16 protein-coding genes and 1 riboswitch are annotated in these 22,751 nt (G+C 57.3%); of the genes, 3 read left to right on the forward strand and 13 right to left on the reverse strand.

Annotation, left to right across the window (positions count from 1 at the left end; genetic code table 11):
• Position 1 precedes the first annotated feature (1 nt).
• The 7 genes from cobA to metK form a co-directional block, all read right to left on the reverse strand.
• Positions 2–802, reverse strand: coding sequence for a uroporphyrinogen-III C-methyltransferase (gene cobA, locus RB2501_RS15480; RefSeq protein ID WP_015755819.1), 801 nt, complete (start codon positions 800–802; stop codon positions 2–4).
• A complete protein-coding gene (locus tag RB2501_RS15485) occupies positions 792–2,885 on the reverse strand; it encodes a HEPN domain-containing protein (protein ID WP_015755820.1) in 2,094 nt (697 codons plus the stop codon). The genes cobA and RB2501_RS15485 overlap by 11 nt, the downstream gene beginning before the upstream one ends.
• Before the next feature lie 71 nt (positions 2,886–2,956).
• Entirely contained in the window at positions 2,957–3,580 is a 624-nt protein-coding gene (locus tag RB2501_RS15490; RefSeq protein WP_015755821.1) for a phosphoadenosine phosphosulfate reductase domain-containing protein, read from the reverse strand.
• 175 nt (positions 3,581–3,755) lie between these two features.
• Positions 3,756–4,163 carry an RrF2 family transcriptional regulator gene (locus tag RB2501_RS15495; RefSeq protein WP_015755822.1) on the reverse strand — a complete coding sequence of 136 codons (408 nt, stop codon included), beginning with the start codon at positions 4,161–4,163 and terminating at the stop codon, positions 3,756–3,758.
• Positions 4,164–4,196: 33 nt separating this feature from the next.
• Positions 4,197–5,375, reverse strand: coding sequence for a trans-sulfuration enzyme family protein (locus RB2501_RS15500; protein ID WP_041327939.1), 1,179 nt, complete (start codon positions 5,373–5,375; stop codon positions 4,197–4,199).
• A gap of 51 nt (positions 5,376–5,426) precedes the next feature.
• The gene (thrA, locus tag RB2501_RS15505; RefSeq protein WP_041327940.1) at positions 5,427–8,831 is read right to left on the reverse strand and encodes a bifunctional aspartate kinase/homoserine dehydrogenase I; all 3,405 of its coding nucleotides are present in this window, start codon (positions 8,829–8,831) and stop codon (positions 5,427–5,429) included.
• 111 nt (positions 8,832–8,942) lie between these two features.
• Positions 8,943–9,077: riboswitch (SAM riboswitch) on the reverse strand.
• 133 nt (positions 9,078–9,210) lie between these two features.
• The gene (metK, locus tag RB2501_RS15510) at positions 9,211–10,467 is read right to left on the reverse strand and encodes a methionine adenosyltransferase (protein WP_015755825.1); all 1,257 of its coding nucleotides are present in this window, start codon (positions 10,465–10,467) and stop codon (positions 9,211–9,213) included.
• Positions 10,468–10,779: 312 nt separating this feature from the next.
• On the opposite strand from metK, the gene RB2501_RS15515 reads away from it, so the two are divergent.
• The gene (locus RB2501_RS15515; protein WP_041327941.1) at positions 10,780–11,394 is read left to right on the forward strand and encodes a deoxynucleoside kinase; all 615 of its coding nucleotides are present in this window, start codon (positions 10,780–10,782) and stop codon (positions 11,392–11,394) included.
• Positions 11,395–11,547: 153 nt separating this feature from the next.
• On the opposite strand, the gene RB2501_RS15520 is transcribed toward RB2501_RS15515, so the two are convergent.
• The 6 genes from RB2501_RS15520 to RB2501_RS15545 all read right to left on the reverse strand — a co-directional run bounded on the left by RB2501_RS15520 (position 11,548) and on the right by RB2501_RS15545 (position 20,764).
• Entirely contained in the window at positions 11,548–12,549 is a 1,002-nt protein-coding gene (locus RB2501_RS15520; protein ID WP_015755827.1) for an App1 family protein, read from the reverse strand.
• Between the two features lies 1 nt (position 12,550).
• On the reverse strand, positions 12,551–13,816 hold the full coding sequence (locus RB2501_RS15525; protein WP_015755828.1) for an MgtC/SapB family protein: 1,266 nt from the start codon (positions 13,814–13,816) through the stop codon (positions 12,551–12,553).
• 134 nt (positions 13,817–13,950) lie between these two features.
• A complete protein-coding gene (locus RB2501_RS15530; RefSeq protein ID WP_015755829.1) occupies positions 13,951–16,347 on the reverse strand; it encodes a sodium-translocating pyrophosphatase in 2,397 nt (798 codons plus the stop codon).
• A 151-nt stretch (positions 16,348–16,498) separates the two neighbouring features.
• The gene (locus RB2501_RS15535; RefSeq protein WP_015755830.1) at positions 16,499–17,026 is read right to left on the reverse strand and encodes an inorganic diphosphatase; all 528 of its coding nucleotides are present in this window, start codon (positions 17,024–17,026) and stop codon (positions 16,499–16,501) included.
• A 115-nt stretch (positions 17,027–17,141) separates the two neighbouring features.
• The gene (locus RB2501_RS15540; protein WP_015755831.1) at positions 17,142–19,646 is read right to left on the reverse strand and encodes a DUF5686 and carboxypeptidase-like regulatory domain-containing protein; all 2,505 of its coding nucleotides are present in this window, start codon (positions 19,644–19,646) and stop codon (positions 17,142–17,144) included.
• Between the two features lie 140 nt (positions 19,647–19,786).
• Positions 19,787–20,764, reverse strand: a complete 978-nt coding sequence (locus RB2501_RS15545; protein ID WP_041327942.1) for a pyruvate dehydrogenase complex E1 component subunit beta — start codon at positions 20,762–20,764, stop codon at positions 19,787–19,789.
• 183 nt (positions 20,765–20,947) lie between these two features.
• Here RB2501_RS15545 and RB2501_RS15550 point away from each other — a divergent pair, with 183 nt between their 5' ends.
• Both RB2501_RS15550 and RB2501_RS15555 read left to right on the forward strand, forming a co-directional pair.
• Complete coding sequence (locus RB2501_RS15550) at positions 20,948–21,694, forward strand: electron transfer flavoprotein subunit beta/FixA family protein (RefSeq protein ID WP_015755833.1); 747 nt, start codon at positions 20,948–20,950, stop codon at positions 21,692–21,694.
• A gap of 56 nt (positions 21,695–21,750) precedes the next feature.
• Complete coding sequence (locus tag RB2501_RS15555) at positions 21,751–22,719, forward strand: electron transfer flavoprotein subunit alpha/FixB family protein (RefSeq protein ID WP_015755834.1); 969 nt, start codon at positions 21,751–21,753, stop codon at positions 22,717–22,719.
• Positions 22,720–22,751 lie beyond the last annotated feature (32 nt).

Consider the following 22,751-nt stretch of genomic DNA (forward strand, 5'->3'; position numbering starts at 1 on the left):
ATTACGCGGTTTCCAATGGGTTCGTAAATGCCGCTTTAACCGGATGGGACACCTGCCGGGGCTCGACGCGCGCAGACCAGGTGCCTTCCCGGTGGCGCACGGTTTCTCCGATCAGGATGATCGCCGGGTTTGTCAGCCCGAGGCGCGAGACTTCCCCTGCAATGGTATCCACAGTCCCCAGGGCAATCCGTTCGCCCTGGGTGGTCCCTTCCTGGATGACCGCTGCCGGGGTGCCTCCCTTGCCGTTCTCACGGAAAAGCGCAGTTATTTCAGGGAGTTTGGACATGCCCATGAGGATCACCACGGTGGCCGACGATCGGGCCGCCAGGGCTACGTCCTCACTGAGCGCGTGCTCCCGGGTGGTGCCTGTTATAACCCAGAAACTCTCGGCAATACCGCGGAGGGTAACCGGGATGTGCTGGCTGGCGGGAACGGCCAGGCCGGAGGAAATCCCCGGAATCACGGCGACTTCCATCCCGTGGGCAGCTGCATGGGCCATTTCCTCGGCCCCGCGTCCGAATACAAACGGGTCACCGCCTTTGAGACGGACCACGTGCTTGCCGCCATTGCCCCGGGCGACGATCAGGTCGTTGATCTGGGATTGCCGATAAGCCACGCAGCCTTTACGCTTCCCGACAAAGATGCATTCGGCCCCTCGGGCGTATTCGAGCAACTCCCTGGCCACCAGTGCATCGTAGAGCACAACATCCGCCCGTTCCAGGGCCCGCAGGGCCTTGAGCGTAATGAGTTCCGGGTCGCCGGGCCCGGCGCCGATAACCGTTAATATACCTTCAGGACGCATGGCTGAGTTCTTTTTGTCGGAAGGCTGAAGCTTCGGAGAGGAAGTTGCGCGCCTGTTCCAGGTATTCCCTTGCAAAGCCGGCGTCCGGCGCATGGCGGTTCATCCGCAATACGGCCTGTCGAAACGAATCGTTCCCGAATCCGCGCGGCTGGTCGATAAAATGGGTGTCAAAATCTTTCAGGATGGCCGCATGGGAATTTACCGCGACGTCCTCGGAAGTGAGCAGTGCCTTGGCTGCGTGGATTTGCGCACTGTAGGCATAGTAGATAGAAGCGGCCCATTTGCCCGCTTCCAGGGCCTTTTGCGCGTCCTCCAATTTCTCTTCCGCTTCGAGCAGCAAGGTGGAAATCAGGTCGATGACCACCCCGGCACATTCCCCTATGCCGATCGCCTTCTCGTACTTTTTATCAGTGCCCCAATCGATAAAATCTTCCGGGGTCAGGTCGGAAACATCGGAAAGCGGCTTGAGCTTGTCGTAAAAGTAATGCTGCCCCTGTTCCTGGTAATAGCGATCGTAGGGTTGGCCGCCGCCGTTTTCCAGGTAATCGTCCAGGATAATGCGCAGCGCCTGGGGACCCCGCTTGGACGGAATTTTGATCACCTTGTCGGCGAAAATCCCTTCACCCCCGCCGCGGTTACCGCCACCCAGCAATACCTGTAGGGCCGGTGCCACCCGTTTGTCGCGGGTACGAACCGACATGCCCTGGAAACCGATATGAGCCATGTTGTGCTGCCCGCAGGCGTTCATGCACCCGCTGATCTTGATAACCACGTCCGGGTTGTGGATAAAGTCCGGGTATTCCGCTGCAATTACCCTTTCGAGTTCCGTCGCGATTCCCGTACTGCTGGCAATCCCCAGGTTGCAGGTATCCGTACCCGGGCAGGCCGTAATGTCCGCGGCCGTATTGTACCCGGGTTGGGCCAGGCCGATTTTTTCGAGTTCATTGTGGAAATACGGCAACCAGGCTTCCCGGACAAATGGGATCAGGATATTCTGGCGGAGGCTGAGCCGGATTTCCGAAGCGGCGTACCTGGCAACCAGGTCGGCCAATTGACGCGCTTGCCGGGTAGTGAAATTCCCCAGGAAGACCCGAAGCCCAACCGCCACATACCCGTCCTGCTTCTGCCGGATGGTATTGGTGCGTTTCCACGCCTGGTAGGCCTCCATGTCCGCAGGAACCGGGATATCAGGGGGAGTCGAAGCAGGCCGGGGTTGCGGATAGGCCTCCGCGTCGATGGGATATTCCCTGACGGGAATCCCGGGGGTTTCCTCGGCCAACAGCTCCCGGAACCGGTCCAGGCCAATATCCCTGATGAGGAATTTCATCCGGGCCTTGGCCCGGCTTTTCCGTTCCCCATACCGGTCAAAGACCCGGAGAACCCGCTCCATTAACGGGATAATCTGTTCCTGGGGCAGGAATTCGTACAGCACGTCCGCATGGCGCGGCTGGGCACCCAGGCCGCCCCCAACCAGGACTTTGAATCCCCGCCGGCCGGCTTCCACCCGGGCGATAAACCCGAGATCGTGCATATAGGAAAGCCCGGTGTCCGCATCCGATGCGGAAAAAGACACCTTGAATTTCCGACCCATCTCCTGCCCTACCGGGTTCCTCAGGAAATATTCGAAAAGCGCCTGCGCATAGGGGGATACGTCGAAAGGTTCCCCGGGGTCGATCCCCGCGGTCTCACTGGCCGTTACATTGCGGACCGTATTCCCGCATGCTTCCCGAAGCGTGACGGCATCCCTTTCGAGTTCCGCCCACAGTTCGGGGGTTCGGTCCAGGTCCACATAGTGGATCTGGATGTCCTGTCGTGTGGTAATATGGAGGATCCCGGTAGAATAGGTGTCGGAAACATCGGCAATGCGGTGCAGTTGCCGCGCAGTCACTTTTCCGTAGGGAAGTTTGATCCGTACCATCTGCACCCCGGGTTGCCGTTGGCCGTAAACGCCGCGGGCCAGCCGGAGGCTTCGGAACTTCTCCTCATTGAGCTCGCCCTCGCGGAACTGCCGGATCTTCCGTTCCAGTTCAACAATATCCTTCTCAACCACCGGGTTCTCCAATTCTGTGCGAAAGCTTTTCATATATCTATTATTCCTATGGATTTTATAGTTTATTAGACGCATTCTTTCCGGGCAGGAACGAACAGGCAAAATCAGGTGTGCAGGCCGCACTCCCGATTCTCGAGCACCTTGGTCGGGTCAAAATACGTATGCTCGTTCGGCAGGTCTCGGGATGCCAGGTAGACGTCCAGCTGCGAGTCGTTCCAGTAATAGAACGGGCTTACCTTGAGGATCCCGTCCTTGCTCAGGCTCAGGATATCCAGGGTGTCCCGGTGTGCCGTCTGCCCCTTCCTCAGGTTCGTGAACCACACGTCCGGGCGGTGTTCCGACATGGCGCGCCGGAAGGGTTCCAACTTCACCTGTTCGGTAAACAATTCGTGGCGGGGGTCCTCGATATCGGGGATACCCATAATGGCATCCCGATGGGCCGCCGTCTGTTTGGGAACGTAGAGCCGGATATCGAGTTGGAGTTTGACAATGAGTTCTTCGGCATGCCGGTAGGTTTGCGGGGTATTGTAGCCCGTGTCGCACCAAATTACCGGAACGCGTCGGTCGATGTCCGTTACGGCATGCAGGATGGCGACCTCATACGGCCTGAAATTCGTGGTGAGTACCGGCCGTTTTGCCCGGTCCAGGGCCCAGGAAATAATTTCTTCCGGCGGAATGCCTTTCAGTTGCTGGTTCAGGTGTCGGACCTGAGATTCGGAGATAACCATAGTATTAAATCTATTGACTTACTAGACTATTTGATTTCAAAACTACACTTCTTTTCCAAACCTCAACGTTAAAATTTGATAAAATGTATGATTACCCTATAGTTTTAATAGATTTTTAAAATTTTCGGGGGGATGTTGCCAAATTGACAACCCCGGGCATAGCGACTCCCCGGGTCTACACAAAATCGGCCAGCGTATGGTTCCGGTATACGGCCAGGGCGCTGTCGCGCACCATGAGCATCAGCTTATGGACCGAGCAGGCAGATTCGTCCGGGCAATCATCGCAGGGTTCATAAAAATTCAGGCTGACGCAGGGTACCATGGCGATGGGTCCTTCCAGTACCCGCATGACGCTGGTCATCCGGATTTCACCCGGGTCCTTAATCAGGTAGTAGCCTCCGCCCTTCCCCTTTTTGGACCCCAGGAATCCGTTTTTGCGAAGCGTCAGGAGGATGCTTTCGAGGAACTTCTGGGAAATATTCTCGTGCCGGGCGATTTCGGCAATCTGAACGGGTTCCCTGTCTTTCTGCGCAGCCAGGTAGGTGAGCGCCTTGAGCCCGTATTTCGTTTTCTTGGATAGCATAGTACCAAGATAGGCAAAATAGACCTACTTCCCCTATTTTACGGCATCCAGGGCCTGCCCCAGGTCGGCGCAGATATCATCCGGGTGTTCCAGGCCCACGGATATTCGCACCATCCCGTCGGTTATCCCGGATTCCAGGCGGTCTTCCGGGCTCAGTTTGCTGTGGGTGGTGGAAGCCGGGTGGGTGACGATGCTGCGGGTATCCCCCAGGTTGGCGGATAGCGAAAGCAGTTCGATCTGGTCAAAGAATGTCCTACCGCCATCGACGCCCCCCTGCACCTCAAAGGCGACTACGCACCCCCCTGCTTTCATTTGCTTCTTGGCCAGTTCATATTGCGGGTGGGTCTTTAGAAAAGGGTATTTCACCCAGTTCACCTTGGGGTGGGACGAGAGGAACTCGGCGATTTTCAGCGCATTCTCGCAATGGCGGTCTACCCGTACCGCAAGGGTTTCCATGCTCTTGGACAGGAGCCAGGCATTGAACGGTGAGAGCGCCGGGCCGGTAATCCGGGAAAACCTGTATACCCGGTCTATCAGTTCCCTGCTGCCCACGGTAATCCCCGCCAGCACACGCCCCTGACCGTCCATGAGCTTGGTTCCGGAATGAATGACCAGGTCGGCCCCGAACCGGATGGGCTGCTGGAGGTACGGCGTGGCAAAACAATTGTCGATGACAAGCAGCAGGTTGTGCTTACGGGCCAGTTGCCCGAGGGCCTCCAGGTCCAGCACATCCACTCCGGGATTCGTAGGCGATTCCGCATAGAGGATCCGCGTTTCCGGGCGGATGAGCGCCTCGGCCTCCTCCAGACGGTCGTAGCGGAAGTAGGAATGGCTGATATTCCACTTGGGGAAAACCTGCGTAAACAGCGTGTGGGTAGACCCGAAAACGGAACGGGAAGACACTACGTGGTCGCCGCTGTTGAGCAAGGCGGCAAAGGTGGAAAATACCGCGGCCATCCCGGACGCAAAGGCAAAACCGTCTTCGGCCCCTTCCATCTTGCAAACTTTCTCAATCCATTCGGAGGTATTCGGGTTTGAGTAGCGGGAGTAAATGGTCCGCTCCTTTTCCTCGGCAAAAGACGCCCGCATATCTTCGGCGTCCTCAAATACAAAGCTGGAAGACAGGTAAAGCGGTGCGGAGTGTTCGAGGAACTCCGTCCGGTTGATCTGCGTACGGATGGCTTCCGTCTCTGGCTGATGTCTCTTTTTCATGACCTGGTGTTCTTTTGGTTTCATGGCGGGGCTCCCGCGCCGCTGTGTTTTTTAATCTGCAAATCCCTTCTCGGCAATGCGAAGAATGTCCCCGAAAACGCCCCGGGCGGTAACGGCTGCACCGGCACCCGCCCCCTGGATCACCAGGGGTCGTTTCCCGTAGGATTCCGTGTAAATCTCTATCAGGGAATCCGCATCCTTTACCTGGCCGAGCGGGCTGTCGGCGGGCACGGATACCAGCTTCACTTCCAGGTTGCCCTTGTCCTGCTGCAAGTCGCCGGACAGGTCGCCCACATAGCGAAGTACATGGCCCGCCTCCTGCCGGTCGCGGATGGCCCCGAAGTGATCATCGAGTTGGGACAGGGATTCCAGGAATTCCTCCCGGGTCCCGCCCCGCAGTTCTTTGGGAATCAGGTTTTCGATGGATACATCCCCGAATTCGTTCTGCAGGTCGAGTTCGCGGGCGAGGATAAGGAGTTTGCGCCCCACATCGTTGCCCGAGAGGTCTTCCCGGGGGTCCGGCTCGGTAAATCCTTTGTCCAAAGCTGCCTGAACGCAGGCAGAAAACGAGGTTCCTCCCCGGGAAAAGGTATTAAAAATATAACTGAGCGACCCGGAAAACACCCCGCGGATACGCGTAATGTTCTCCCCGGACAGATGCAGGAGCTGTATGGTGTCGATCAGCGGCAGGCCGGCCCCGACATTTGTTTCGTACAGGTACTGCTTCTGATGGGATTCGAGTTCCTCCCTCAGGAGGCTGTAGAAATCGTATCCCAGCGTATTGGCGACCTTGTTGGAGGAAACCAGGTCGAACCCGTTCTCCACAAAATCGAAATACCGGGCCACAAAATCCTCGCTGGCCGTATTGTCCACGGCAACCAGGTTCTCCAGGTGGTGCGACCGGGCGTAGTCGAACAGCTCCGTAAGCTGGTAACCCTCCGGGGCGCTGGACAAGCGGGAACTCCAGTCCGCTCCCACGCCTGCCTCGTCGAGCAACAGCCGGGTGGAGTTGGCCACCGCAAAGACATTCAGGCGGATGCCTTTGCGCGCCTCGATCTTGTCTGCCGAGGCGAGGAGCTGGTGCATCAGCGTGCTGCCAACCGTCCCCACGCCGAACACCGCCAGGTTGATCTTCTTGCTGATCCCGAAAATCTGTCCGTGCATCACGTTCAGCGCCTTGAGCGTATCGGCTTTGCGGACCACCAGGCTGACGTTCTTGCCGGTCACTGTATTGTTGAACAACAAGGGGATCACCTGGTTGCGGATCAGCGCGTTATACGGTTTGTGGAAGGTGCTCAGGTCCTGCCCCACGATAGAAATGACCGAGACGTCCGAAGTCATGTGGATCCGGGTGATGTCCTGGTTGCGAAAATCCTCCTCGAACTCCGCTTCGAGCGCTGCCTTGGCGCGCTGCGCCGCATCCGCCCGTACCACCAGACCGATACCCCGTTCCGAGGAACCCTGGGAGATAATCCCCACATTGATCCCGCTCTGTCCGAGCGCCTTGAAAATCCGGGCATCCACGCCGACCTTGCCGAGCAGCCCCCGTCCCTCCAGGTGGATCAGGGCCTCGTGCTCGATGACCGAAAGGGAGCGGATACCGTCCCGGCTGGACCGGGCGCTGATCAGCGTACCCTCCCCGTCCCCGTCAAAGGTATTTAGGATGCGCAACGGGATATTCTTCTCCAGGAGCGGAATAATGGTTTTGGCATGGAGGATCGTCGCCCCGAAATTGGCCAGTTCGTTGGCCTCCGAATAGGAAAGCTGTTCGATGCGCCGGGCGCCGGGGACCAGGTCCGGGTTCGCCGTGTAGATGCCGTTGACATGGGTGTAATTCTGCAATTCGGCAGCGTTCAGGTAGTTGGCCAGCAGGGAAGCCGTGTAATTGCTCCCATTGCGGCCCAGCGTGGTGGTCTCCCCCAGGGCGTTGGATGCGATGAACCCCGTGACGACGGCCACGGTGTCTGCCTGGAGCCCGGAGAAAAAGCGGTTGACGTTTTCCCGGGATACTTCGTCCAGTACCTGGGCGTTCCCGAAGCCCGAGTCCGTACGGATCAGCTCACGCGCATCTACGAGTACGGCGTTCAGGCCCCTGCCGATCAACAGCTTGGTTATCAGCCGGGCAGACAGCAACTCTCCCTGGGCCAGGACCTGGTCTTTGATCTTCGGGCTGTAATCGCCCAGCAGGCGTACCCCTTCCAGCAGCCTCGCAATCGCTTCAAAGGAATCCCCCAGACCGACATTGGAGAACGTGTGCCGCTGATAGTTTTCGAAACGGCTGAAAGCCTCGCTGTAATCCTTCCCGTCCGCGGCCAGTTCCAGCAGTTCTTCGAGCTGGTCCGTGGCCTTTTCCCGTGCGGACAACACCACCGCTACGCGTTCCTTTTCCGCTACGCGTGCCGAAATGATATCCAGGACGCGGTCAATGCCCTCGCCGTTGGCCAGGGATTTCCCGCCGAACTTCAGCACCTTCAGGGGACGCTGTCCGGTGCCACCGAAAACGTCCTGCAGCAGCTGTTCCATCTGGTCGAATTCTATCAGGAAGGCATCGTGCCCGTGCACGGAATGGATTTCCCCGTAGGTGACATTGGAATTGACCTGGGCGAGCTGTTTATAGGTCTCCTTGTTTTCGGCAGCCGTAAAAAACAAATCGGAATCCACCCCGATGATATGGATATGCGTGGCGCTTTGCTGGAGCCGCTGGAAGGCCTCTTCCCCGCCCCTTGTAATATCGATGGTCTTCAGGAGCTGGTTGGTGAGCTTGTAAGCCGCCAGCTGAAAACGTTCCTGCAGCTTCTTGCCGTGGTGGAGCAGCCAGCTTTCGACGTTGAACAACCGGGACTCCTCGTTTGTACTCCGGCGAAAACGCTGCTTAAACGACTCGGGGGTCCGGTAACAGAGCATGGCGTGCATCCGCGCATCGTGTACGGGTTGGGAGGAATTTACCAGGAATTGCTCCTGTATCTGGCAATTGGCGATGAGCCAGTCTGTCGACTTCCAGTCGGAAGCCACCGGGATCAGGTGGGTTGCCAAATCCGGGCGCAGAGCTGCCATCTCCCAGGCAATCCCGCCCCCCAGGGAGCCGCCAATCAGGGCAAAGAGCTTGTGGATGCCGAGGTATTCCAGACCCAGGAGGAAGATGCGCGCAATGTCCCCGGCGATAAAATCCTTGTAATTCTCTATCAGGAAACCGTCATAGCCGTTTCCGGGAACATTAAAACAGAGTACCGTGTAAGTCTCCGTGTCGATGCACTTGCCCGGGCCCACCAGGGACGTCCACCAGCCGTCCGGCCCGGCGACGTTGGAATTTCCCGTGAGGGCGTGGTTTACCAGCACAACGGGGGCCGTGTGGAGTTTCCTCCCGAAGAGCTGGTACGACAGCTCGATCTGCTGGGTAACGCCTTTTTCGGTGGTAAAGGCGTTTAACTGGATATGTTGCAATGGCGATGCTTCCATGGTTTTATTTGAAGGCCGTTCCGTCCGGGGCGTCCGTTGGGCACCCATCCGGAATACGGATTGCTTTAAATGTCGGCGTTAAAAAGAAAATGGAAGCGGGGCAGCGCCCGGTTGTTATCTGCCCCGCACCGCGGCAGCCAGCTGGCCCCGATCCCGGTCCGGGTTAGAATGTAGCACCTTCTTCGATTGTGCGAAGGGTTGCCAAGGCTTCACTGGGTCTAGTCCCTCCACCTTTCTTGATAACGAGTCAGTATATATGTGAACGTCTCGGCAAATATAGGGATGCCATAAGGGAAATTCCCAATTTCGGGCCGAATAATTTAATAGGCAAAGCTTTTTGTCCCAGCCCGATGCCTTTGGCCCGGGCCAACACCACCGGCTACAGGCCAAAGGCTTCCCTGACCGCGTCCACGGCGTCCAGCTTCTCCCAGGTAAAGAGTTCCACCTCCTTGGTCACCCGCCCGTTGTACGGGGATTCAAACACCTTGGTAACCACGCGGGGTTCTTTGCCCATGTGTCCGTAGGCGGCGGTCTCCAGGTAGATGGGGTTTCGCAGCTTCAGCCTTTCCTCAATGGCAAAGGGCCGCATATCGAACAGTTCGGCAACTTTCGCCCCGATCTGCCCGTCGGTGAGATTAACCCTGGAGGTGCCGTAGGTCGTTACGTTGATGGAGGTTGGCTCCACCACCCCAATGGCATAGCTCACCTGTACGAGGATCTCGTCGGCCACCCCGGCTGCCACCAGGTTTTTGGCCGCATGGCGGGCAGCATAAGCCGCACTTCGGTCTACCTTGCTCGGGTCCTTGCCGCTGAAGGCACCGCCTCCGTGGGCACCTTTGCCCCCGTAGGTATCCACGATGATCTTACGGCCCGTGAGGCCCGTATCCCCGTGGGGTCCGCCGATAACAAATTTACCCGTCGGGTTGATATGGTATTTGATCCGCTCGTCGAACAGGCCCCGCAACCGTTCTGGCAGGCCGGCCACTACCCGGGGAATCAGTATTTGCAGCAGGTCCTTCTTGATCCGGGCCAGCATTGCGGCGTCGTCCGGGTCAAACGGGTCGTGCTGGGTGGAGATGACAATCGTATCGATACGCTGCGGCTGGTCGTCATCGGAGTATTCGATGGTTACCTGTGCCTTGGCGTCCGGGCGCAGATACGGAATCGCATCGGATTCCCGGCGAAGCGCGGCGAGCTCCTGAAGGATCCGGTTGGCGATGTCCAGCGCCAGGGGCATATAATTGTCGGTCTCCCGGGTGGCATACCCGAACATCATGCCCTGGTCCCCGGCACCCTGAAGTTTTTTATCCCCCCGGTCCACCCCCTGGTTGATTTCCTGGGATTGCTCGTGGATAAGGGAAATCACCCCGCAGGAATCCCCGCTGAACTGGTAGGCGCCTTTGGTATAGCCGATGTCGTTGATCACCTCCCGGGTAATCTGTTGCAGGTCTACGTAGGTATGGCTCCTGACCTCTCCGGCCAGGACCACCTGCCCGGTGGTCACCAGGGTTTCGCAGGCAACCTTGCTCTCGGCGTCAAAGGCGAGGAAATTATCGAGGAGCGCATCGCTGATCTGGTCGGCGACCTTATCGGGATGTCCCTCGCTTACGGATTCGGATGTGAATAAATACGGCATGTGCGCGTTTTTAATGCGAGACAGCCGACGGATCGCGGGGATGCAAAAAGCGCATTGACTGTCGCCCTGAGAGCGGAGCAAACTGCTTTAGCATTTTTGGTGGTCCGGCTCAATTCCGGATCAGAGGTTGCAATCAGTCAAATCTGTCCTCTGGAAAACAATGGCGCAAAGGTAATGAATTGGCCGGAATCTGAAACCCGGCGGGAGCGGGTTTTTAGCACCCCGAATTCGCGTCCCCATCCTTTCAGGGTCCGGCGATACTTCGTATATTGTGTGCCCTTTTCAGACGTTACCAACCGAAAGAACAAACGTATGCATATTGCGGTTGCCGGCAACATCGGCGCAGGGAAAACCACCCTAACCAAATTGCTTTCCAAACACTATCAGTGGGATGCGCATTTTGAAGATGTGGTGGACAACCCCTACCTGGATGATTTTTACACCCAGATGGAGCGGTGGAGTTTCAACCTGCAAATCTACTTCCTCAACAGCCGGTACCGGCAAATTCTGCGAATCCGCGAAAGCGGGAAGGACGTCATCCAGGACCGGACCATCTACGAGGACGCCCATATTTTTGCCCCGAACCTGCATGCGATGGGGCTGATGACCAACCGGGATTTCCAGAATTACACGAGTTTATTCGAACTGATGGAAACCCTGGTGATGCCGCCGGACCTGATGATCTACCTGCGCAGTTCCATCCCGAACCTGGTCAACCAGATCCACAACCGGGGGCGGGAATACGAAAATTCCATTTCCATCGACTACCTCAGCCGGCTCAACGAACGCTACGAGGCCTGGGTACACAGCTATGAAAAAGGCAAGTTGCTGATTATCGATGTCGACAAACTGAACTTTGTGGACAACCCGGAACACCTCGGGGAGGTCATCAACCGCATCGATGCGGAAATCCACGGGTTGTTCTAGTTCCGCCCCCCCCCCCGACGAGCCCGGATCTGCCCGCAGGCCCTTTCACAAGGCGTAACTACGCGTTGGTCGTTCCGCAAGACGGGACTTGCCGCCGGGCGTTTTGCAAGACGTAACTTCCCGCTGGCCGCGCTGCTTGCCGGGGTACATTTTCTAAATAATGCCGATCGACTCCCCATGGCGGATCACCTCCTCGGACTGGTCCACCAGTAATATGGGAATATGCGTGTTTTCGGCAATCAGGTCCCGGACGCGCTGCATCCTTTTGGTGTGCCGCACACTGCGCAGGTAGATGGCCAGTACCCGCCCCGGAAACTGCCGGGCAATGGCCAGGTAGATATCCGCATCCCGCTCCCCGCTGTCCCCTATCAGGATAAACGGCATGTCCGGGTAGGTTTTAAAAATATTCTCGATCTCGTGCCGCTTCTGGGGCACGTCCTGTTTCTTCCGCTTCCAGAAACTGGCCATACTCCGCAAGAGGATGGGACCTTTTGGAAATCGGTTATTGCTGAGGAAGAATTCCAGGTAGCGATACAGGTTCCAGGGGCTGTGGCTTACATAAAAAACGGGATTCGCACTCTGGCCGTCGCGACCCCGGTGCAGCCGGTGGTAGAGTTCCGGGGCTCCCTTTAGCGGCAGGCGCCTTTCCACCCCTTTGAATAGCGTATTGGCAATAACCTGCCACTTCAGGTAGGACGTTACCCCGGTGTGCAGGATCGTGTCGTCGATGTCGGTGATCACCCCGTATTGGGCGCCCACGGCTGGGATCATCAGCGCCCCGGGAAACCGGTTTTCCCCCAGGACCGGGCGGGAGAGCTTTTCGGTGCGGAACGAAATCTCAAAGTGTACCCAGCCCTCCCGGTTCACCAGTTTTCCGAGTCCGTCTACCTGCTCGTCCAGCAGATAATACCCGTCGGAACCCGTTTCCACCTCAAAGCAGCGGTCGTCGGGGAGCCGGATGGTCAATGGCGTATGCCGGATTTCATCGGTCTCAAAGCGTTTCCAGCTGTTCAGCAGGAGTTTGACGATCCCCTTCTGAGCCAGGTCGATGGTCTCATCCTCCAGTGCCCGTCCGCGGATATACAGGCGGTTTTTCGTGCCGTAGCTTTGGAAAGCCACGATCTGCAGCGGGTCTTTCCTCCCCAGCCAACCCATATCAGAGATGCCAGTTTTGCGGCCAGAGCCAGATAATCAGCAGGCCGGCCCCTATCCCCAACCCAAAGGAGATACCGATCCAACGCCCCAGCTTCCGGGTACCCAGCACGGCCGCCATGGCCCCCTTGAAAGCCAGGTTGGAGAGGGATGCCAGCAAAATGAGTTTCCAGCCCGTGGAGATTTCCAGGCGATCCTGCCGCATAAGCTGCGAAAGGGAGAGCGTAATGGCGTCCACGTCCGTGAGCCCGCTAATGACCGCCAGGCCGTACAGGGCTTCGTTCCCGTACTCCTGCTTGATAAATGCCACTGCCAACAGGATCAGGCCGTAGAGCAGGCCAAATATCAGGGCGCTTTTGAACTGGGCCGGATTTTTAGGTTCCGGGACGGACTCCACGGAATCGTCCCGGTTCATGCGCAGGTAAATCCAGACGCAGATTCCGACGAGCACCAGGAATTCGGCCAGTAATGGGAGGATCATTGCGGGCAGGTGTTGCGGGATAACCACCCCCACTTCCACCAGCACTCGGATCACGGCAACCGCGGAAGCGGCCACGATGACAAAAGCCGCCATGATGTGTACCGCGCCGGATTCCTTGGTTTTCCGGGCATAACTCACCGTAGTGGCCGTACTGCTGATCAGCCCCCCCAGGATGCCCCCGGAGATGGTGCCTGCCCTGGCACCCATGAATTTGTAGATAAAATATCCCACCACACTGATGCCCACAATCAGGGTAACCATCAGCCAAATGCTGCGCGGGTTGAGCACATCCAGGGGGCCGAAGGTTTCGTTGGGCAACAACGGCAGGATGACCAGGGAAATCCCCGCAAATGTCATGATGGCCGCCAGGTCTTTTTCCTGCAGGTCTTCGATAAAGTCGTGGAGTTTGTCCTTGAGGTAGAGCAGAATTGCCAAGGCACCCCCGGTAACCACCGCGATCATCCGTTCGCCCATGACCAGGTAGGCCCCGATGGCAAACATCAGCAGGGCGGCCACCTCCGTGGTCTGCCCGATGTCCGGGGTGTCCGAGCGGCCGTTCTTGATCACGTTCGCGGTAATCAGCAACCCCCCGAGCACCAGGCCGAATGCCGGCATGATCAGCGGACTGTCATACACCCGGCTGAGCATTCCGGACAGCACCCCGAGCATGGCAATCAATGTAAAAGTACGCACCCCGGCCATCTTTGAGTCGGCGTGCTGCCGCTGCAAGCCGGTGAGCATCCCCAGTCCGAATGCAATGCCCAGGTTGATCAGGTCTTCGTACTCCATGGCCCATGAAGATAGCACAGCTGGCCTTGACGGGCAAACGCGATCCGGATTATTCGGGGCCTGCCACAAAAAAACCCCGGCTTGCGGCCGGGGTTCGTTCTTCAGGTAAAGGGTTTAAGACCCAGGAGGTCATTTTATTCCTCCACCACCTTTTTCACTTTTTTCACGTCTTTTTGGACTTCAACTGAAGCTTCAGCCTCGGTGTAGTTTTCCAGGCTGACTTTTACATCTTCCTCCGTCCCGGTGAAAGTCACCTCCTCAACAGTCTTTTCCCCGTCTACACTGGTGGTGGTAGTCACGTAGGCCGTAACGGTGCCGTCCTCATTCTCATCCATCTGCACCTGCAGTTGCTTCTGGACTTCGCTGCCTTCCGAATAAGCCGCCAGACCGTCCGAGGACAGCGCGATACTCGGGGCGATAACCAGCGCCACCACAGAGATCAGCTTCAACAGGATGTTCAGGGAGGGTCCCGAGGTATCCTTGAACGGATCCCCGACGGTATCCCCAACCACGGCTGCCTTGTGGGCATCCGTGCCTTTGCGGCCCTGCTCTTCGATCATCTTTTTGGCATTGTCCCAGGCACCCCCGGCATTGGATTGGAAGATGGCCATCAATACGCCTGCGGAAGTAACCCCTGCAAGCAGGCCTCCGAGCATTTCCGCACCCCCGATAAAGCCAATCGCGACAGGTACAGCAATGGCCAGCAGCCCGGGAAGTACCATCTCTTTAATAGAGGCCTTGGTAGAAATTTCCACGCATTTCTCGTATTCCGCCTTCCCGTCGGCTTCGTCAAATATCTTCCGGTCGGCCGCAGAGGCCTTGGAGATATCCGCATCGTACTTGCGCATGACGGCAAGGGCGGCCTTCAACTCGGGGATATCCCGGAACTGCCGGCGGACCTCTTCGATCATCGACATGGCGGCACGCCCCACGGCATTCATCGACAGGGCCGAGAACACAAAGGGCAGCATGGCGCCCACCAGGAGACCTGCCATGATATCCGGCTGGGAAACGTCGATCGCGGTGACTTTTGCCGTTTTCATGAACGCGGCAAAAAGGGCCAGGGCCGTAAGGGCGGCAGAGGCAATCGCAAATCCTTTTCCAATGGCAGCTGTGGTATTCCCCACGGCGTCCAGTTTGTCGGTGCGCTCCCGCACTTCCCCGGGCAGTTCAGCCATTTCGGCAATCCCCCCGGCATTATCGGAAATCGGGCCATATGCGTCAACGGCCAACTGGATCCCGGTGTTCGCCAGCATCCCAACGGCTGCGATGGCAATCCCGTAAAGCCCGGCAAAGTAGTGGGATACCAGGATTGCGGCAGCGATCAGTAAAATCGGGATAGCCGTGGACATCATCCCCACGCCCAGGCCGGCGATGATATTCGTGGCGGACCCGGTCTCGGACTGCCGCACGATGGCGTTCACCGGCTTGGTCCCGGTTCCCGTGTAGTATTCGGTGACCTTCCCGACCAGCAAACCGGCCACCAGGCCGGCGATTGTCGCCAAAAAGACGCCCATGGAAGTAAACTCCCGACCGCCTTCAGTCCATGTTTCCGGAAGCATGGCGCCAATCAGGAAATAGGAAACCACCAGCATCAGGGCTGCCGATCCGAATTCCCCGATGTTCAGGGCCTTGTGCGGGGAACCGCCGTCCTTCACACGGACAAAGAAGGTCCCGATAATGGACATGACGATTCCGGCACCGGCCAGTGCCAGCGGCAGGTAAACGGCCCCCAGGCCGTTAAATGCCCCCTGGAACTCCGGGAGGACCACAAAAGAAGCCCCCAGTACCATGGTACCGATGATGGAGCCCACATAGGACTCGAACAGGTCGGCCCCCATCCCGGCAACGTCCCCCACGTTATCGCCCACGTTGTCGGCGATGGTAGCGGGGTTCAGCGGGTGGTCTTCCGGGATGCCGGCTTCCACCTTCCCGACCAGGTCGGCCCCCACATCGGCGGCCTTGGTGTAGATACCCCCGCCCACACGGGCAAACAGGGCAATGGAAGAAGCCCCGAGGGAGAATCCTGAGAGGACGTTAAGGACCTCATCGATCCCCCAACCCTGGGCACTGTAGATCATAAACAAACCGCTCAGGCCCAGTACGCCGAGCCCGACGACACCCATCCCCATGACGGATCCGCCTGCAAAAGCTACTTCCAGGGCTTTCCCAAGGGAGGTCCGGGCGGCATGCGTGGTGCGTACATTCGCCTTGGTGGCAACCTTCATCCCGATAAACCCGGCAAGGGCGGAGCAAATGGCCCCGACGATAAAGGACACGGCAACCATGCCGTTGGAACCGGCTTCATTCTGCCCCTTAAAGAATAGCAGAACCGCCACGGCAGCGACAAAAATCGAAAGGATTTTGTACTCCGCCTTCAGGAATGACATGGCCCCGTCGGCAATATTTTTGGCAATCCGGGCCATTTTGGCATCCCCTTCTTCCTGCTTGGATACCCAGGCGTTCTTCACCAGGACAAAGAGCAGCCCCAGGACGCCGAAGGCTGGTAAGAATTTCACGATTTGTTCCATAATGTAGTCAGTATAGTTTCGTTAATGTAATCTGAAAGTGTTGCACTTTTTTTAACATTTTAAGCGCGAGCAAATGTAGTAAAATACCGGACAATAAAAAAAGCCCTTAACCATGCGGGATTAAGGGCTTTGCGGTGCGCAGGGCCGTCGGTCAGATCATGAATTTCCGGATGGTTTTGTATTCGCTGTCCTCATAGCGCCGGACGCAACTGCGGTAGATTTCCCGGGCTTCTTCCGCATTGCCCCAGCCACCGGTATCCACTTTCTTCTCCTCGAGATCCTTGTAAACCTGGAAAAAATGCTCGATTTCCTTCAGCCGGTGGGGATTCAAATCGCTGATATCCCCCTTCAGGCTCCAGATCGGGTCGTTCAGGGGCACGCAGATCAGCTTCTCGTCCGGCCCTTTTTCGTCCGTCATGTGGAACACCCCGATAGGGCGCACCTTCATGACCACCATCGGGTAGGCGGGTTCCGTGGTCAGCACCAATACATCCAGGGGGTCCTGGTCCAGCGCCAGCGTCTCGGGCACAAACCCGTAATCCCCGGGGTACATCATGGAAGAAAAAAGCGTGCGGTCAAAGCGGATTTTGTTCAGGGTAAAATCGTATTCGTACTTATTCCGGCTCCCTTTGGGGATTTCGATCAGTACGTCAAAAGTAACCTCATCATTGTTTGTCATAGGCAGAGATTGTAGGCGGTGGCGGCTCCCGCACCGGCGGTTGGCACCACCCGGTTATCCGGGATTCGCCCCGGGCTGCAAAACTACGAAAAAACAGCCGTTTGCCGTCCGGAAATCAGAAATGGAAGCCAAAGGCGCCGGTAACGCTGAAAGCCCGGGCATCCGGATTATCCAGGTAGTTCCCCCGGAAATTGAAATCGATCCGGAAGATCTTGAAGATGTTGCCCACCCCCACGCTGTACTCCCAGTAGATGGAGTCATCCGGGGCCTGCAGGGGGATATTGGCCGGGCTGTTGAGGAGCTGGTTGGCCTCGGAAAGCTGCCCCCAGACCCCGCGGAGCCCGACAATTTCCCGCAGGTTCCAGTCGCGCAGCAGCGGGATGCGCGAAAACAGTCGGCCGTTGAAGTTGTGCTCCAGGTGGAGGGAAGCGTAAGTGTCCGTAACGAATTCGTAAAAATCCAGGTTCGGGAAGGTATTGTAGATGGAAAACAGCGTCTGGTTCCCGGGTACCACGTTGAGCATCACCAGGGGGACCTCCCCAAAGGTCTTCCCGACCTCCACGGTGCTCAACAACCTCCCCATGCCGCCCACCTGCCAGGGCTGGGAATAGGAGAATTGCACCTTGCGGTAGTCGAAATCGCTTTCCAAAAATCCCTGCAACCCCTGGGTATAATGCAGCAAAAGCGTGCTGTAGGTGTCGTTCACATCCCGACGTTCCACGCCGTAGCCAATGGTTTCCTTCCCCGGGGTGTAGATGAGCGTGGTGGTCAGGTCGAATTGCCTGACCTCCGAGGCGACGCCCCCCGGGGCCTCCGGATCCAGGTAGTCCAGGCTGAAAACATCCGGCAGGGCAGACCGGAGCGTGCGCAGCGATCCCCCGAACCGGATCCTGAAATTCTCCAGGGGTTCTATATCCACCGCCAGGGTAGACAGGTTGATGTTTGTCAACCGGTTGTTATTCCCCACGGTAAATACGGCCGAGGAAGCCACGCTCCGGCCGAGCACGTCGTTGGTGGCGGTCAGGCTCAGCCCGAGTTGCTCGATGTCGCGGCGGTTGCCCCCCGAGAGTATCAGCCGGGTTTTGCGGTCCAGCAACCATTTACCCGAGATCCCGTACTTGACTTTTTTGTCCAGGAAGCCATAGGCCATATACCCCTCCAGGCGCCAGGGGTCGTTCTGCCCGAAATAGGTCCGCGCCCCACCCCTCAGACGGACACCCTCTGCATCGTTGTACCCGAAAACGCTGTAGATGTTTCCCAGATCCAGGTTCCATTTGTCGATCTCCACGTAACCGGAACCCAGGATGCTGACCAGGTTGTAATAGGTATTGAATTTCGGCACCGTCCGCAGCGTGTCCAGCAAGGTGTAGATCCCCCGTTCGTCCTTGTTGAGTGCTTCCAGCCGGTTGGCGGACCAGAAAGCGTCGTCCCGGTTGAACACCCGAGGGTCGAAAGGGTCGGATTCCCCCTTGTAGAATGCCCGCCCCCTGGGACGATTAAAGACATAGTTGTCGTAAACGGTGGTGCGCTTGCCGTAGACCCCCCGGGATTCCTCCTTTTTGTTCAGCGCAAAATCGCTGAGCATGTAATCCCTTTTGAGCAGGAAAACCGAGTCCGAAAGCACGTCGAATTCCTGTTCGATGTAAATTTCCTTGACCCAGTTGATATTTGCACTCCGCGTCACGGCCAGGTTGATCCTGGCAACCGCGTAGGTGGTGTCATTTACCCAGAAATCCCCCTTGAAGGTCAGTTCGTTTTTCCGCCGCGGGTAATAGATGATGTTGTAGCACCACTTGTCTCCCAGGAAGGCAGAATCCGCCAGGACATAATTATAGGTGTCCACCCCCGTGGTTGAAAGCGGGCTGGTAAAACTCTTGTCGAAAAACTTCAGGTAGTTGTCGTAGATGTCGTATTCCGAATAGAGGTCCTGTACAAAGGCGATGATTGCCTGGTTGTTGCTGAACCCGGAATTTTTGTTGCCCAGCACGTCTGTGCGCTCCTCCCCGATCCGGTTGTCCCCGTAGACCCGGGAGAACTTCTCGTTCAGGAATATCGGCAGGTAGGTCTTGCCGGTGATCCGGGAGGTATCCAGGTCTTCGAAAATAAATTCCAGCCCCCGGAATACGCGGCTCTCCATCAGGCTGCTGTCGATGGTATTCAGGTCAAACTCAATCTTCTCGTAGGTGTCGTAGGCGTACTGGTCAAAAAGCTTCACGCCGTTGCGGCGCTTTTTCTCCCAGATTTTCCGCAGGATGTCGATGGCCGGATTGTCTTTTTTGGGTTGCCGGCCCATGTAAACCACCACTTCGTCCAGCTCCTCCCCGGATTCCTCCATCTCAATCCGCAGGCCCGTATTGACCCGCTGCTCCAGAACGATCCGCCGCGTGGCATACCCGATGTAGGAAACCACCAGCGTATCCCAGACGGCCTCAGACTCCAGGTAAAACCTGCCGTCGTCATTGGTAATGGTGCCTTCGGACGAGCCCGCAAACAGGATATTGGCAAACGCCACCGGGTCTCCGGATGCATCTACCACCAGCCCCCCGGCCTTGGTTTGGGACCAAAGCACCTGGCAGGCGAACAGCAACAGGATTGGGAACAGATAGCGGCGTACGGACATGCGTCGAAATTCGAATGGGCATGAGGTTTCCGGCAGGGTCCGGGGAGATGAGGGTGGTGCAGGCGCGCCGGGCCATAACCTGTCAGCAGCCCCTCCGGACCTTTCCGGCGGGGCTAATATACGGCAGCAAGCGGTGCCGATTACTTATATAACACTTTCTTAACAGCGGCGATTACGTCCTCGCTGTTGGGCAGCCATTCCTGCAGCAGGACCGGCGAATAGGGTGCCGGGGTGTCCGCGGTATTCAATTTGATGATGGGGGCGTCCAGGTAATCGAATGCCTTTTGCTGTACCTGGTAGGTGATCTCGGTAGCCACATTTCCGAAGGGCCAGGCCTCTTCCAGGATCACCAGGCGGTTTGTTTTTTTGACCGATTCCAGGATGGTTTCATGGTCCATCGGCCGGACGGTCCGCAGGTCGATGATTTCACAGGATATCCCTTCGGAATCCAGCTTTTCTGCCGCTGCGTAGGCCTCTTTGATAATCTTTCCGAAGGAAACGATGGTGACGTCGGTTCCTTCCCGTTTAATCTCCGCCACCCCGATCGGAATCGTGTATTCCCCTTCCGGGACTTCCCCTTTGTCCCCGTACATCTGTTCGGATTCCATAAAGATTACCGGGTCGTCGTCCCGGATGGAGGCTTTAAGCAGCCCCTTGGCGTCCTTCGGATTGGAAGGCACCACCACTTTAAGCCCCGGGCAGTTGGCGTACCAGCTTTCAAACGCCTGGGAGTGCGTGGCCGCCAATTGGCCGGCGGAAGCGGTCGGGCCCCGGAAAACGATGGGGATATTGAATTGCCCGGCAGACATCTGCCGCATTTTTGCGGCGTTGTTGATGATCTGGTCAATACCGACCAGGGCAAAGTTAAACGTCATGAATTCAATGATCGGCCGGTTGCCGTTCATGGCAGATCCCACGCCGATACCGGCAAAACCAAGCTCGGAAATGGGGGTGTCAATCACGCGCTTGGGACCGAATTCGTCCAGCATGCCCTTGGAAGCCTTGTATGCCCCGTTGTACTCGGCCACCTCCTCGCCCATCAGGTAAATGGATTCGTCTCGCCGCATCTCTTCGGACATGGCTTCGGCAATGGCTTCTCTAAATTGTAGTGTCTTCATGTTATCTGGGTGTTCGCTGGTTCGCAATTCGGTAACAAAATGCCCACAAAAATAGAAAAATATCGCGCAAAATACGGGGCGGCGACTTCAAAAAATCAGGAAATTTTTACTATGCATGCATAGTATTTCTGAAATATATTGGCTATCTTAGCAGCCACTTTCAATCCTAAAGCTATTGAAAATATGAAGCTATTAGTTTGTATCAGCAATGTGCCCGATACTACCTCCAAAATCAATTTCACGGCAGACCAGACTGCTTTTGATACCACCGGCGTGCAGTTCGTCATCAACCCGAACGACGAATTCGGGCTGACGCGGGCCATGTGGCTTAAGGAGAAGCAGGGCGCAACCCTGCATGTAGCCACCGTCGGGACGGCCGCTGTGGAACCTACCATGCGGAAGGCACTGGCTATCGGGGCCGATGAGGCCATTCGCATCGACGCGGAGCCGAAAGACGGCTTATTTGTGGCCCGGCAGCTGGCCGAGGTGATCAAAAACGGGGGGTACGACCTGGTGATTGCCGGGAGGGAGTCCATCGACTACAACGGTGGCATGGTCCCCGGGATGATCTCCGCCCTGCTCGATATGAACTTCGTCAATAACTGCATCGGGCTGGAGCTCGACGGCACCAAAGCCACGGCCGTACGGGAAATCGACGGCGGAAAGGAAACCCTGGAAACCAGCCTGCCGCTGATTATCGGCGGCCAAAAGGGCCTTGTGGAAGAGAGCGACTTGCGGATCCCGAATATGCGGGGGATCATGATGGCGCGTCAGAAAAAACTCAGCGTGGTTTCCCCCGTGGACATGCAACCGGGAACCGAGGACAAACGCTTCGAAAAACCAGCGCCGAAAGGCGATGTAAAACTCGTGGACCCGGGCGAGCTTGACAAACTCGTAGATCTGCTCCACAAGGAAGCCAAAGTCATTTAAACCGCTGCTGCAGCGGCCCGTTACGGGCACGCTCGCTCAACCAAAAACATTCAGACATGTCAGTACTCGTATATACAGAAACAGATAAAGGTAAATTCAAAAAGAATGCCTGGGAAGTGGCCAGCTACGCCGCGGCCCTGGCCGAAAAACTCGGTACCGAGGCCGTGGCAGTTGCCATCAACCCATCGGACCCCGGGGCGCTGGGCACCTACGGCATTTCCCGGGTGCTCGAAGTAAGCGAACCCCGTCTGGAAACTTTTAATGCCCGGGCGGCGGCGGCCGTAGTAAAACAAGCGGCCTCCCAGGCCGGGGCAACCGTAATCGTGGTCAGTTCCAGCGCGGATGCCCGGTTTATGGCTCCTATACTGGCCGGGGTCCTCAAGGCGGGATACGCCCCGAACGTCGTGGGCCTGCCCGAGCAGACGGACCCGATCGTGGTCCGCAGGACTGTATTCAGCAACAAGGGCTTTGCTCATACCCAGCTAGACGGCACCCTGGGAATCATCGGGGTGTCCAACAACGCATTCGGGGCCGTGGAAAAAAACGGGGACGCCACCGCGGAAGCCTTTTCCCCGGAACTCCCCGATTCCCTGTTCAGCACAAAATCGGTTTCCGTGGACAAGGCCACCGACAAGATCGCCATTGCCGATGCGGAAATTGTCGTCTCCGGCGGCCGCGGCCTGAAAGGCCCTGAAAACTGGGGGATGGTAGAAGAACTGGCAGAGGTTCTCGGGGCGGCTACCGCCTGTTCCAAACCGGTTTCCGACATGGGATGGCGGCCCCACAGCGAACACGTCGGCCAGACGGGGAAGCCCGTGGCCAGCAACCTCTACATCGCCATCGGGATCTCCGGGGCCATCCAGCACCTCGCCGGGGTGAACGCTTCGAAAGTCAAGGTGGTTATCAACAACGATCCGGAGGCGCCTTTCTTTAAGGCCGCCGATTACGGAGTGGTTGGCGACGCCTTTGAAGTCGTCCCGGAACTCATCGAAAAATTAAAGGAGTTTAAGGCCGAAAACGCCTAATTTTTGTTAATTTGTCCCTTTAATAGGGCTGT

Source organism: Robiginitalea biformata HTCC2501 (assembly GCF_000024125.1).
In the GTDB taxonomy this organism is placed as follows: Bacteria; Bacteroidota; Bacteroidia; order Flavobacteriales; family Flavobacteriaceae; genus Robiginitalea; species Robiginitalea biformata.